Origin of the sequence: Pseudomonas putida, assembly GCF_022627325.1 — a bacterium.
GTDB classification, from domain to species: Bacteria; Pseudomonadota; Gammaproteobacteria; order Pseudomonadales; family Pseudomonadaceae; genus Aquipseudomonas; species Aquipseudomonas putida_X.
Genome location: NZ_JAETZZ010000004.1, coordinates 177,745 through 191,196, shown reverse-complemented (window position 1 = coordinate 191,196; position 13,452 = coordinate 177,745). Strand labels below are relative to the sequence as shown.

The window sequence follows — 13,452 nt, the reverse complement described above, 5'->3', positions numbered from 1 at the left end:
TCCGGTGGCCGGACCGTTTTCTGCAGTGAGACCATGACCCGACCTGCCCGCTCGAAACTTTCGCGCCTGCTCTATGGCATCCTGGCTTACGTGAGCCTGGGTATCGGCCTGGTCGCCATCGTCATTCCAGGCCTGCCGACCACCGAGTTCATCCTCCTGGCTGCCTGGGCAGCGACACGCAGCTCGCCGCGCCTGTCGGCATGGCTGGAGAACCACAGGCTGTTCGGGCCCATCCTGTTCAACTGGCGCAATGGCAAGGTCATCCAACGCCGGGCGAAGGTCAGCGCAACCCTCAGCATGCTGCTGTGCGCTGGCCTGATGCTGGCCTTCCTCGACCATCACTGGCCGGTGTTTCTGGCCATCGCCGGCATGGCCCTGGGCAACCTGTGGATCTGGTCACGGCCAGAGCAGGCATGCCCGCCTGCGTCACAGGCTCAGTAGCCCTGAATACAGCGCATAAGCGGCCAGGGCCGCGCCAATCAGCACCGCGGCAAAGATCACCTTCTCCCACGTGGTGAACAGCACCTGGCCTTGCTCACGCTTGGCCCGGGCGAACAGGATCACCCCTGGCGCGTACAGCAATGCCGAGAGCAGCAGGTACTTGAGCCCGCCGGCATACAGCAGCCACACCGCATACAACAGCGCCACCAACGCCACCAACAGGTCCTTGCGGCGCAGCGCCTCCTGCCCGGCATAACTGTCCCCGCGCAGCGCCAACAGCACCGCATAGGCAGCCGACCACAGGTACGGCACCAGGATCATCGACGACGCCAGGTAGATCAGGCTGGTGTAGGTACCCGCCGAAACCAGGGTGATCAGCAAGAACCCCTGGATCATGCAGTTGGTCAGCCACAGGGCATTGGCCGGCACATGGTTGGCATTTTCCTTGGCCAAAAAGCGCGGCATGGTCTTGTCCCGGGCCGTGGCGAAGAGGATTTCGGCACACAGCAGCGCCCAGGAGAGCAAGGCGCCAAGCAGCGAAACTGCCAGGCCGATGCTGATCAGCAACGCGCCCCATGGCCCGACGATGTGCTCAAGCACCGAGGCCAGTGAGGGGTTCTGCAAGCCGGCCAGTTCCGGCTGGGTCATCACCCCCAGCGACAGCACGTTGACCAGCACCAGCAGCGCCAGTACCCCGAGAAAACCGATCACCGTGGCCTTGCCCACATCCGTCCGGCGCAGCGCCCGCCCCGAATAGACGCTGGCGCCTTCGATGCCGATGAACACGAATACGGTGACCAGCATCATGTTGCGCACCTGGTCCAGCACATTGCCGAACTGCGGGTTGCTCACGCCCCAGATATCCCGAGTGAAGATGTCGGCGCGGAAGGCGAAGGCGGCAATGACGATGAAGATCAGCAGCGGCACCACCTTGGCCACGGTGGTCACCTGGTTGATGAACGCCGCCTCCTTGATGCCACGCAGCACCAGAAAGTGCACCGACCACAGCAGCAACGAGGCACAGCCGATGGCAATGGGCGTATTGCCCTCACCGAACACCGGAAAATAGAAGCCAAGGGTACTGAACAGCAGCACGAAGTACCCCACGTTGCCCAGCCAGGCGCTGATCCAGTACCCCCACGCTGACGAAAAGCCCATGTAATCGCCAAACCCTGCCTTGGCATAGGCATACACCCCTGAGTCCAGCTCAGGCTTGCGGTTGGCCAAGGTCTGGAACACGAAGGCCAGCGCCAGCATGCCCACCGCCGTGATACCCCAACCAATCAGCACGGCACCGACATCCGCGCGCGCGGCCATGTTCTGTGGCAACGAGAATATACCGCCGCCGATCATCGAACCGACCACCAGTGCTATCAACGCGCCTAGGCGCAGTTTCTGTCCTGGTTCGCTCATGCGATTCCCCGTCTGTCGTTCGTGTTGTCATACCGCTGAAACAGCTTTATCAGTATATGAATACGGCTGCTTATAATAGACAAAGCCATTAAAGCTATAGCACTCATAACTCTTTTGTCTATACCAGCCACCCCAGATAAGCGCTTGTCCGACGTGCAACTTTAATCCCTCGATCCCCCCTGGGATTTGTTGAGAAAAGTTTGCGAAAACTGCAAAAGCGACTAGCGTCAGAGTTCGCAGGTTGAACACGGCGTTTGCTTTGGTTGTACATGGAGGTGCCAGGGTACAGGGCCTGCAACAGGGCTGTCGGCACGCTCCAGGAGTCAAGTGAAGGAAATTTCCTACTTCACAACGCCATGAACTGATCCATGTCAGATCATGGCCACGGCGACGGTTTTATTCTGTCGTCAACGTTCTCCTGGTATGGAGTTGTTAAATGTCTGATTCTTCCGGAAAACTTAAACTTGGCGCACTCGTTGCACTCGTCGTCGGTTCGATGATTGGTGGCGGTATATTCTCGTTGCCGCAAAACATGGCCGCGAGCGCAGGCGTTGGCGCCGTACTGATCGGCTGGGCAATCACCGCAGTGGGCATGCTGACCCTGGCCTTCGTGTTCCAGACCCTGGCCAATCGCAAGCCTGATCTGGACGGCGGGGTATACGCCTACGCCAAGGCCGGCTTCGGTGACTACATGGGCTTCTCCTCGGCCTGGGGCTACTGGATCAGTGCCTGGCTGGGCAACGTCGGGTACTTCGTGCTGCTGTTCAGCACCCTAGGCTACTTCTTCCCCATCTTCGGCGAAGGCAACACCCCGGCCGCCATCATCGGCGCATCGGTGCTGCTGTGGGCAGTGCATTTCCTGGTCCTGCGCGGCATCAAGGAAGCGGCGTTCATCAACCTGGTCACCACCGTTGCCAAGGTGGTGCCGCTGGTGCTGTTCGCGCTGATCTGCCTGTTCGCCTTCCGGCTCGACATCTTCACCGCTGACATCTGGGCCACCGGTACGCCGGAACTGGGCAGCGTGATGAACCAGGTGCGCAACATGATGCTGGTCACCGTCTGGGTGTTCATCGGCATCGAGGGTGCGAGCATTTTCTCCTCGCGAGCGGAAAAACGCGCCGACGTCGGCAAGGCCACGGTCATCGGCTTCATCACCGTGTTGCTGTTCCTGGTGCTGGTCAACGTGTTGTCGCTGGGTGTGATGACTCAACCGGAACTGGCCAAACTGCAAAACCCGTCGATGGCGGCCGTGCTGGAGCACGTGGTTGGCCATTGGGGCGCGGTGCTGATCAGCGTCGGCCTGATCATCTCGCTGCTCGGCGCACTGCTGTCGTGGGTGCTGCTGTGCGCCGAGATCATGTTCGCCGCAGCCAAAGACCACACCATGCCGGAGTTCCTGCGCCGCGAAAATGCCAACCAGGTGCCGGCCAACGCCCTGTGGCTGACCAATGCCATGGTGCAGATCTTCCTGGTGATCACACTGTTCTCCGCCAGCACTTACCTGTCACTGATCTACCTCGCCACCTCGATGATTCTGGTGCCCTACCTGTGGTCGGCAGCCTATGGCTTCTTGCTGGCCATGCGCGGTGAAACCTACGAGCAGGCCGCCAGCGAACGCAATAAAGACCTGCTCATCGGCGCCATCGCACTGATCTACGCCATCTGGCTGTTGTATGCAGGCGGCATGAAGTACCTGCTGCTCTCGGCCTTGCTGTATGCCCCTGGGGTCATCCTGTTCGCCAAGGCCAAGCGTGAAATTGGCCAACCGATCTTCACCAACGTGGAAAAACTGATCTTCGCGGCTGTGGTCATCGGCGCCCTGGTGGCGGCCTATGGCCTGTATGACGGCTTCCTGACCCTGTGACCCACGTCATCGTTCAATTGGAGGAAAGAACCATGTCCGCTGAAAAACAGAAGTACGGTGTGCACTCCGAAGCCGGCAAACTGCGCAAGGTAATGGTGTGCGCCCCAGGGCTTGCGCACAAGCGCCTGACCCCGAGCAACTGCGACGAACTGCTGTTCGATGATGTGATCTGGGTCGACCAGGCCAAACGCGACCATTTCGACTTCGTCACCAAGATGCGCGAGCGCGGCGTGGATGTGCTGGAGATGCACAACCTGCTGACCGATATCGTGCAGAACAAAGACGCGCTGAAGTGGATCCTTGACCGCAAGATCACCCCTGACACCGTAGGTGTGGGGCTGACCAACGAAGTGCGCAGCTGGCTCGAAGGCCTGGAGCCGCGCCACCTCGCCGAGTTTCTGATCGGCGGTGTGGCCGGCCAGGACCTGCCGCAAAGCGAGGGCGCCGACGTGGTCAAGATGTACAACGACTACCTGGGCCACTCCAGCTTCATTCTGCCACCGCTGCCGAACACCCAGTTCACCCGCGACACCACCTGCTGGATCTACGGCGGGGTTACGCTGAACCCGATGTACTGGCCGGCACGACGCCAGGAAACGCTGCTGACGACCGCCATCTACAAATTCCACCCGCAGTTCACCGGTGCCGACTTCCAGGTCTGGTACGGCGACCCGGACAAAGAACACGGCAACGCCACCCTTGAAGGCGGTGACGTGATGCCGATCGGCAAAGGCATCGTGCTGATCGGCATGGGCGAGCGCACTTCACGCCAGGCCATCGGGCAGCTGGCGCAGAACCTGTTCGCCAAGGGCGCAGTGGAGAAGGTCATCGTTGCCGGCCTGCCGAAATCCCGCGCGGCGATGCACCTGGACACCGTCTTCAGCTTCTGCGACCGCGACCTGGTGACAATCTTCCCCGAGGTGGTGAAAGAAATCGTGCCGTTCATCATCCGGCCGGACGAAAGCAAGCCCTACGGCATGGACGTGCGCCGCGAGAACAAGTCGTTCATCGAAGTGGTGGGCGAGCAACTGGGGGTAAAGCTGCGCGTGGTCGAGACCGGCGGCAACAGCTTCGCCGCCGAGCGCGAACAGTGGGATGACGGCAACAACGTGGTGGCGATGGAGCCTGGCGTGGTCATCGGCTACGACCGCAACACCTACACCAACACCTTGCTGCGCAAGGCTGGCATCGAGGTCATCACCATCAGTGCCGGCGAGCTTGGCCGGGGCCGTGGCGGCGGCCACTGCATGACCTGCCCGATCGTGCGTGACCCCATCGATTACTAACGACCATTTTCCCTGCTGCCCCACAAGGCGGTGGCCGGGCCGATTACCGAACTCAAGGAGAATCACCATGGCGTTCAACATTCACAACCGCAACCTGCTCAGCCTGGAACACCACACCACCCGCGAGCTGAAGTACCTGCTGGACCTGTCCCGCGACCTCAAGCGTGCCAAGTACACCGGAACCGAGCAGCAGCATCTGAAGGGCAACAACATCGCCCTGATCTTCGAGAAAACCTCGACCCGCACCCGCTGCGCCTTCGAAGTGGCCGCTTATGACCAGGGTGCCAACGTCACCTACATCGATCCCAACTCTTCGCAGATCGGCCACAAAGAAAGCATGAAGGACACCGCCCGGGTACTGGGGCGTATGTACGATGCCATCGAGTATCGCGGCTTCAAGCAGGAAATCGTCGAAGAGCTGGCCAAGTTCGCTGGGGTGCCGGTGTTCAATGGCCTGACCGACGAGTACCACCCTACCCAGATGATCGCCGACGTGCTGACCATGCGTGAGCACAGCGACAAGCCGCTGCACGACATCAGCTATGCCTACCTGGGCGACGCCCGCAACAACATGGGCAACTCGCTGCTGCTGATCGGCGCCAAGCTCGGTATGGACGTGCGTATCGCTGCGCCCAAAGCGCTGTGGCCGCATGACGACCTGGTCGAGCGCTGCAAGAAGTACGCGGAGGAAAGCGGTGCACGCATCACCCTGACCGAGGACCCGAAAGCCGCGGTCAAAGGTGTGGACTTCGTGCACACCGACGTCTGGGTGTCGATGGGTGAGCCGATCGAAGCCTGGGGCGAGCGCATCAAGCAGCTCAAACCCTATCAGGTGAACACGGAACTGATGAAATCCACCGGCAATCCGCGGACCAAGTTCATGCACTGCCTGCCGGCGTTCCACAATTCCGAGACCAAGGTCGGCAAGCAGATCGCCGAACAGTACCCGGACCTGGCCAATGGCATCGAAGTGACCGACGACGTGTTCGAGTCGCCCGCCTGCATCGCTTTCGAACAGGCGGAAAACCGCATGCACACGATCAAGGCGATCCTGGTGTCGACCCTGGCTGATCTCTAAACGCTGAATAGCTGCAAGCCTCAAGCTCCAAGTTGCAAGAACAGCGGCACATGACTGCAGCCCGCCTCATCTTGAGCTTGTAGCTTGGCGCTTGAAGCTGCCCACACAAGGACATTCCCATGCGTATCGTTGTTGCATTGGGCGGCAACGCCCTGCTGCGTCGCGGCGAGCCCATGACCGCTGACAACCAGCGCGCCAATATCCGCACCGCCACCGAGCAGATCGCCAAGATTCACCCCGGCAACGAGCTGGTCATCGCCCACGGTAACGGCCCCCAGGTTGGCTTGCTGTCATTGCAGGCCCTGTCGTACAAACCTGATGAAGCCTACCCGCTGGACGTACTTGGTGCCGAAACCGAAGGCATGATCGGCTACATGATCGAACAGGAGCTGGGTAACCTGCTGGCGTTCGAAGTGCCGTTCGCCACCCTGCTGACCCAGGTCGAGGTCGATGCCAACGATCCGGCCTTCAAGGACCCTACCAAGTTCATCGGCCCGGTCTATAGCAAGGAAGAAGCCGAACGCCTGGCCAAGGAAAAAGGCTGGGTGGTCAAGGCCGACGGCGACAAGTACCGCCGCGTGGTGGCCAGCCCCAAACCCAAGCGCATCTTCGAGATCCGCCCGATCAAGTGGCTGCTGGAAAAAAACAGCATCGTGATCTGCGCCGGCGGTGGCGGCATCCCCACCATGTACGATGAAAACCGCAAGCTCAAAGGCATCGAAGCGGTCATCGACAAGGACCTGTGCTCGGCGCTGCTGGCCGAGCAACTGGAAGCCGACCTGCTGATAATCGCCACTGACGTCGATGCGGCTTATATCGACTGGGGCAAGCCCACGCAACAAGCCATTGCCCAGGCCCACCCCGACGAACTCGAACGCCTGGGCTTCGCCGCCGGCTCCATGGGGCCGAAGGTGCAGGCCGCCAGCGATTTCGCCCGCGCCACCGGCAAGGTCGCGGTGATCAGCTCGCTGGAGAATATCGAGGATATCGTCAAAGGCACCGCCGGCACCCGTGTTTCAACCGCCAAGCCAGGCATCAGCTACCGTTGACTGCAGTAGGCGGGCGCAGGCCGCCCGCCATTTTCGACCCTTCGGAGGATTCCGCCATGGCCCAGTTCGAACCTGGTCACGTGCATATCGAGCGCACTGCGCTGAATACCCATGACCACAGCTACGACCTCAACATCGAGTACGAAGCGACCCAGGATCCCAAGGAAGGCCGAGGTGTGCAGTTTCGCCTGCATGGAAGCATCGAGGGCAAACCGGTGGATGAAACGTTCTTCCTGGCCAAAGACCAGGTCTTGCCGAGCTTTTTGATGGTGCTCAGCCGCAAGGCGCAGAATCACCTCACACCACCCAAGAAATTTGAAACGCTCAGTTCACCGCACAAGATCTACGACCAGATGTTCGAGGACATCCGCGCCAAACTGGATGTGAAGTCCGGCGATCCGATCAAGCCTGAACATTTAGAGTGAAGCCAATCGCCGGCAAACCGGCCCCCACAGGCACCCCGCCGAGCCTCAGAAAAGCGGGGCATCTGTGAGAGCCGGCGTGCCGGCGATTGGGTTCGACCCTGATCCCAAGGCATACTACCGCCCTCCCCGGCCATGACCCCCGCCTCCCCATGCGCATCCACGTCAGCTTCATCGACCGCGTCGGCATCACCCAGGAAGTCCTCGCCCTGCTCGGTGCCCGCAACCTCAACCTGGACGCCGTGGAGATGGTCCCACCGAACGTCTATATCGACGCCCCAACCCTGAGCCCAGCCGTGCTCGAAGAACTGCACGACGCGCTGTTCGAGGTACATGGCGTGCAGTCGGTAGACGTGGTCGACATCCTCCCCGGCCAGCGCCGCCACCTGCAGCTCGATGCCCTGCTGGCCGCCATGAGTGACCCGGTGTTGGCCGTCGACAGCGCAGGCTTGGTGCTGCTGGCCAACCCCGCGTTGATCGCCTTGTGCGGGCGTGAGTCAGCGGGGCGGTCTGTTGGCGAGCTGTTCGGTGACCCCGGCCTGCTGCAGGCCCTGCTGGACAACAACTTCCATCTGCCGATGCGCGAGATGCAGCTCAACGGCCAGAGCCTGCTGCTGGACGCTACGCCCATCACCAACGCCGGTGGCCTGTTGACCCTGTACCCGCCCAACCGCATGGGCGAACGCCTGTCGGCCCTGCACCACGACCATGCAGAGGGCTTTGATGGGTTGCTCGGCGAGTCCCCGGCGATCCGCACCCTCAAGGCCCGCGCCCTGCGGGTAGCGGCCCTGGATGCGCCCCTGCTGGTCAATGGCGAGACCGGCACCGGCAAGGAGCTGGTGGCCCGTGCCTGCCATGCCATCAGCAGCCGCCAAGCGGCGCCTTTCCTGGCCCTAAACTGCGCCGCGCTGCCCGAAAGCCTGGCCGAGAGCGAGCTGTTCGGCTATGCCCCCGGCGCCTTCACCGGCGCCCAACGGGGTGGCAAGCCCGGGCTGATGGAGCTGGCCAACCAGGGCACGGTGTTTCTCGACGAGATTGGCGAGATGTCGCCGTACCTGCAGGCCAAACTGCTGCGGTTTCTCAGCGATGGCAGCTTCCGCCGCGTGGGCGGCGACCGCGAGGTAAAGGTCGATGTGCGCATCATCAGCGCCACCCACCGCGACCTGGAACGCATGGTTGCCGAGGGCACGTTCCGCGAAGACCTGTTCTACCGCCTCAACGTGCTCAACCTGCAGGTGCCGCCACTGCGTGACCGCGGCCAGGACATCCTGATGCTCGCGCACTACTTCATGCAGCAGGCCTGCACGCAGATCCAGCGCCCCGCCTGCCGCCTGACCCCAGCTGCCCACTCGGCGATGCTGGCCAACCCTTGGCCGGGCAACGTGCGCCAGTTGCAGAACGTGATATTCCGCGCGGCGGCCATCTGTGAAAGCAACCTGGTGGATATCGGCGACCTCGACATTGCCGGTACCTCGGTAGCGCGCGGGCAGGATGGTGAGGTGGGCAGCCTTGAGCAGGCAGTGGGTGATTTCGAGCGTGAACTGCTGCAGCGGTTGTATGCCAGTTATCCCTCGACCCGGCAGTTGGCGGGAAGACTGCAGACTTCGCATACGGCCATCGCCCAGCGGTTGCGCAAATACGGAATTCGTAGCAAAAGTTGAGTATTCACGCCATCAACCTGACAAAACCCTTATTTGATGGCAGATACATAACTCAGGTGGTATTGCGAACGCTAGCAACACCACCTGAATTGCTAAGTCTAAGTCATTCGCTAGACTGCTGTTCAGCCTTAAAACCCGGCAGGCCCTGCGCAGCCCTCCACTCCTTAACGACGCGCACAACTTCCTCAGGAGAGTCCTTCAACCCATGCTTGGTTGGATAATACATGAGGTCAGTTCCAAGCGGGTGTCCAGACAATCGCTTGAACTCCAGTATCGCTTTAGTATGTGCGCGCTCAGTAGGATAAAGCTCTGAATTGGCAGTATATATTCCCAACACAAAACTCAAGAATTCAGCTTCAGTATAGTCAGATATTTCCTTCACCACGCTCACCCTTTCCTGTGAATATTTATATGAAATTTCGGAGACAAGATAACGATATTATCCACATCGTAAACAGCACCCCCTTCCACAATCTTTATTTTATGATGAATTTCGTACTTAATTCTACCCCCCACTTGCTCAGATGCGGAAGCGAGGGGGGCCAAGCCTTTACGCATCATGTACAAGGCAGCCTCATCAAACTGATCAGAGTAGGAACTATCTGCAATTACTTTCCAGAGCTGTCTTCGGAACGCATCAAAACTACTAAAGCTTTTCCCTCGTAACTGATCGGCAATCGAAGTCGGTATAGCGGCCCCATTCTCACTGTCTTCAACCAGCAGCGGGCCTTTGTGCAATACTCCGTTACCCGACACAACCCCCGGTTTATTCCGCGAGCTTTTGAACATCACATAAAGCGGCGGCAATCCCGAATCGGCGGGGAAAATGATGACGTAGTCATCGAACCCAAAATCTTGCAGCTCAGGGTAAATGTCGAGCCGGCCCTCAAGTGGCTCGAGCGTCGGTCCAACCAGTGCCGCTCCAGATGGAGGAGTCGCTGGTAAGGTTGTCGAGCTGTCCTGCGGCTCGACTGCGGGCGTCCATGTCAGTGTTCTGGACGGTATGTCACCGGTGGTGACGGTGTACTGACCGCTTGGGGCGTCATACGCTGCCGCCAGTACCGGCACTGTGGAAGGAATGACGGCCCCCCCGGTGCGGGCGGCGAACAGCTCGATAGACCCGACTTGCTCGCGCTTGTCGCCCATCCGCACTGGAAGATCGACCGTGCCAAGCTCAAGGGCGGCAGCTTGAGATGCAGGATTCAATTCAACCGTCAGGTCGGTCAGCGGCGAGGTCAGGACATAGTTGTCTGGTAACTCCCCATTCCCCAGTTTGGGGGCGTAGAGCAGTGCGAAGGTACCCACGAGGAAAGGCCCAGCCACAGCTTCGATCGAAGCGACACTCAACGATGCGACGGCTGAGCGAATGGCCGTACCCAGTGCTACACCAGCCTCTAGCACTGGAGCCGCTGCCGTAGCCATGACGATGGCTGGCTTTGCCGCTACCTCAGATAGCAGCGCTTTATAAGTGTTGGCTTGGCGCATGGCTTGCTCTGCCAACGCCCTCTCAGCCGCCTCTTGGGCTTTAACATGCGCTTCAGCTTCGGCACGGGCCTCTGCCTGATCTCGAGCTGCAGCTTCTGCCTCCGCCTGGGCACGAGCCGCAGCTTCTGCCTCTGCCTTGGCCCGAGCCGCAGCTTCTGCCTCTGCCTCTACCTTGGCCCGAGCGTGGGCCTCAGCTTCCGCTCCGAGTTGCTCCTGCCCAGTGTGAAGAGCTTGTTGCAGCGTTGCTATTTGCGCTTGAAGCATCGGTATTTCGGCTTCTCGCAACTGCACCATATAAGCGGCACGATACGCAGCATTGAGAGCTTCTTGAGCACTCGCTATTTTGATAAGACCTGTTGCAATATTCTTGAAGGTAGCCTGGGCATATTCCTCAGCCTTCCTTCCAAACGGAGAACCCCCGTAATAACTATTCGCCCGTGTTCGCTGCAGCTCCAGATCTGCTATTTTTCGACCCAAAAAGACTGACCGAGCAGCGATATCTTCCTGGAGGCTTTCGATTGGTGACCGCTGACCGCTACCCCGTTCCTTACGTATAACAGCGATTTCTTGCTCAAGCCGGCCAACCAGTGCAGATAAGCTTTTAAGATAAACGACCCTGGCTGCCTCATCAGCGATTTTCATTGCGCCAGCGGCTGATATCTTAAACCCGTCCAAAATCGGTCCCACATGATTGGCGACGCCGCCTCCAGGAGCAGAAGCCCCAGGGCGTGAAGGTTGAGCCCCGACATAGGTTGGCGGCAATATGACTTGTCTTTTTTTCGGGCCATTATATCTCCTTGATAAACTCTCATTAGCCTCGGATGCGCCCGCCACAACACTTGCGATTGCTATTGATAAATTTCAGGGCGAGCAAAACCGAGAAAAGTGGCTTAGCCAACTCCCCAACCACCCTCAACAAAATGCACAAAGTGTTGCACCGCAGCACCGAGCCTAATACGCCAGATCAAGAAAAAGGAGATGAGCATCTGAAAATAGACAAATCCTACAAGCAAGGAACAAATAACTGATACACAGATACTTACCCCAACCACCTGCCTATTAAAGATAGGTAACTATTCCATCATAGGGAAACACTGCATGATCGGCCGGCACCATGCTTCTTCCTGCACTAAAAGCACATGACTAATCTGATGCGTATCGATTTGGGTAGACGGTAGCATTTGTAATGTCCGATCATTTGAATGCGAGCTGACAACGATTTGATCTACCGGCCGCGTCTGATTTCCTGGATAAACAGCGGGACTGCTGCAAACATCGCAGACCCGATGACGCACACGTTGCGCAAATCATGGTAGTCCGGGCAAGGATTAGAACTTTCCGCGATCAGGTTTCAGACTATCCCTACAGGGCGAGCCAATACTTCAACAAGCACTGCTGCGAGAATGACGCTCTTTTTGGTTGATGGAGAGAGCGCCTCTCATGCTTGAACTCGACTTCTATGGCACATTGGTCGCCGCCTCCCTGGTGCTGTTACTGGGCCATGGCCTGGTGGCGCGTGTCGCTATCCTGCGAACCTACAATATCCCCGAACCTGTTGCAGGCGGCCTGGTCGTTGCCCTGATGTTGCTGGTATTACGCGGTTTCGATCTGCAAGTGCAATTCGATACTTCATTGCAAGCACCGCTGATGCTGGCGTTCTTCGCCACCATCGGGCTGAGCGCAGACTTCGCCAGCCTGAAAAAAGGCGGGCGCGTGGTCGGCATCTTCCTGATCGCGGTGACCGGCTTGCTGCTGGTGCAGAATGCCATGGGCATCGGCCTGGCCAGGGCGTTGGGGCTGGACCCGTTGATGGGCTTGCTGACAGGCTCCATCACGCTGTCCGGCGGCCACGGCACAGGGGCCGCCTGGAGCAGCATCTTCAGCGAAAAACACGGCCTGGCCTCCGCCTCGGAACTGGCCTTGGCCTCCGCCACCTTTGGTTTGGTACTGGGCGGCCTGATCGGGGGCCCGGTCGCCCGGCTGTTGATCAAGCGCGTGCAGACACCCGGCGTGAATCAGGCGGTCGTGCACTTTCCTAAAGGCTTTGAAGAGCCTGAAAAAGAACGCCTGATTACGCCGTTCTCAATCATCGAGACGCTGGCGCTCATCTCGGTGAGCCTGTTGGGTGGCACGTTGTTGAATAGCCAACTGCAGGGCACTGCGTTCGAATTGCCGACTTTCGTTTGCGTGTTGTTTGTGGGTGTCCTGTTACGCAACGGCCTCTCTGCACTGGGGGTGTATAAGGTGTTCGAACGCGAAGTATCAGTGCTGGGCAATGTCAGCCTGTCGCTGTTCCTGGCCATTGCGCTGATGTCGCTCAAGTTATGGGACCTGGCGGCACTGGCCCTGCCTTTCCTGATTATCCTGGCCGCACAAACGTTGCTGATGGCACTGTTCGCGATCTTCGTCACCTTCAGGGTCATGGGCCGCAATTACGACGCAGCGGTATTGGCGGCGGGGCATTGCGGATTCGGCCTCGGCGCCACGCCTACGGCGATCGCCAACATGCAAGCCGTCACCCACCGCTTCGGCCCTTCGCAGCTGGCGTTTCTGGTGGTGCCGATGGTGGGCGCATTCTTCATCGACATCATCAATGTCATCGTCATCAAGCTGTATCTGGCATTACCGTTTTTTGTGACCGGCTAAGCCCGCGCTCGACCCTGTATTGATTTCAATACGATGTATTGAAATCAATACACACCTCTGCAGATCACTCTGCGCAAGGGTTTGATCCTCCAACGCTTTTCCCCGCC

Annotated in this window: 11 protein-coding genes; 8 read left to right on the top strand and 3 right to left on the bottom strand. The window is 59.3% G+C overall.

Going from position 1 to position 13,452, the window contains the following annotated elements:
- Positions 1-33 precede the first annotated feature (33 nt).
- Positions 34-441, top strand: a complete 408-nt coding sequence (locus JNA92_RS08490; protein ID WP_241804274.1) for a YbaN family protein — start codon at positions 34-36, stop codon at positions 439-441.
- On the opposite strand, the gene arcD (JNA92_RS08485) is transcribed toward JNA92_RS08490, so the two are convergent.
- Positions 427-1,854 (bottom strand): arginine-ornithine antiporter, encoded by a 1,428-nt coding sequence (gene arcD, locus JNA92_RS08485; protein ID WP_241804273.1) that lies wholly within the window; start codon positions 1,852-1,854, stop codon positions 427-429. The two genes, JNA92_RS08490 and arcD (JNA92_RS08485), sit on opposite strands and share 15 nt — an antisense overlap.
- 436 nt (positions 1,855-2,290) lie before the next feature.
- On the opposite strand from arcD (JNA92_RS08485), the gene arcD (JNA92_RS08480) reads away from it, so the two are divergent.
- The 6 genes from arcD (JNA92_RS08480) (at position 2,291) to JNA92_RS08455 (ending at position 9,214) form a co-directional block, all read left to right on the top strand.
- On the top strand, positions 2,291-3,718 hold the full coding sequence (gene arcD, locus JNA92_RS08480) for an arginine-ornithine antiporter (RefSeq protein WP_241804272.1): 1,428 nt from the start codon (positions 2,291-2,293) through the stop codon (positions 3,716-3,718).
- Positions 3,719-3,750: 32 nt separating this feature from the next.
- Entirely contained in the window at positions 3,751-5,004 is a 1,254-nt protein-coding gene (gene arcA / locus JNA92_RS08475) for an arginine deiminase (RefSeq protein WP_241804271.1), read from the top strand.
- Between the two features lie 67 nt (positions 5,005-5,071).
- Complete coding sequence (locus tag JNA92_RS08470; protein WP_241804270.1) at positions 5,072-6,082, top strand: ornithine carbamoyltransferase; 1,011 nt, start codon at positions 5,072-5,074, stop codon at positions 6,080-6,082.
- Between the two features lie 119 nt (positions 6,083-6,201).
- Positions 6,202-7,131 (top strand): carbamate kinase, encoded by a 930-nt coding sequence (arcC, locus tag JNA92_RS08465; RefSeq protein ID WP_241804269.1) that lies wholly within the window; start codon positions 6,202-6,204, stop codon positions 7,129-7,131.
- Positions 7,132-7,187: 56 nt separating this feature from the next.
- Entirely contained in the window at positions 7,188-7,556 is a 369-nt protein-coding gene (locus JNA92_RS08460) for a DUF5064 family protein (RefSeq protein WP_241804268.1), read from the top strand.
- A 149-nt stretch (positions 7,557-7,705) separates the two neighbouring features.
- Positions 7,706-9,214 (top strand): sigma-54-dependent transcriptional regulator, encoded by a 1,509-nt coding sequence (locus JNA92_RS08455; protein ID WP_241804267.1) that lies wholly within the window; start codon positions 7,706-7,708, stop codon positions 9,212-9,214.
- A 103-nt stretch (positions 9,215-9,317) separates the two neighbouring features.
- Here the strand turns inward: JNA92_RS08455 and JNA92_RS08450 are convergent, their stop codons facing one another.
- Together JNA92_RS08450 and JNA92_RS08445 are read right to left on the bottom strand one after the other, a co-directional pair.
- Complete coding sequence (locus JNA92_RS08450; protein ID WP_241804266.1) at positions 9,318-9,599, bottom strand: bacteriocin immunity protein; 282 nt, start codon at positions 9,597-9,599, stop codon at positions 9,318-9,320.
- A 2-nt stretch (positions 9,600-9,601) separates the two neighbouring features.
- Positions 9,602-11,341 carry an S-type pyocin domain-containing protein gene (locus JNA92_RS08445; RefSeq protein ID WP_241804265.1) on the bottom strand — a complete coding sequence of 580 codons (1,740 nt, stop codon included), beginning with the start codon at positions 11,339-11,341 and terminating at the stop codon, positions 9,602-9,604.
- A 798-nt stretch (positions 11,342-12,139) separates the two neighbouring features.
- Here JNA92_RS08445 and gltS point away from each other — a divergent pair.
- On the top strand, positions 12,140-13,345 hold the full coding sequence (gltS, locus tag JNA92_RS08440) for a sodium/glutamate symporter (protein ID WP_241804264.1): 1,206 nt from the start codon (positions 12,140-12,142) through the stop codon (positions 13,343-13,345).
- Positions 13,346-13,452 lie beyond the last annotated feature (107 nt).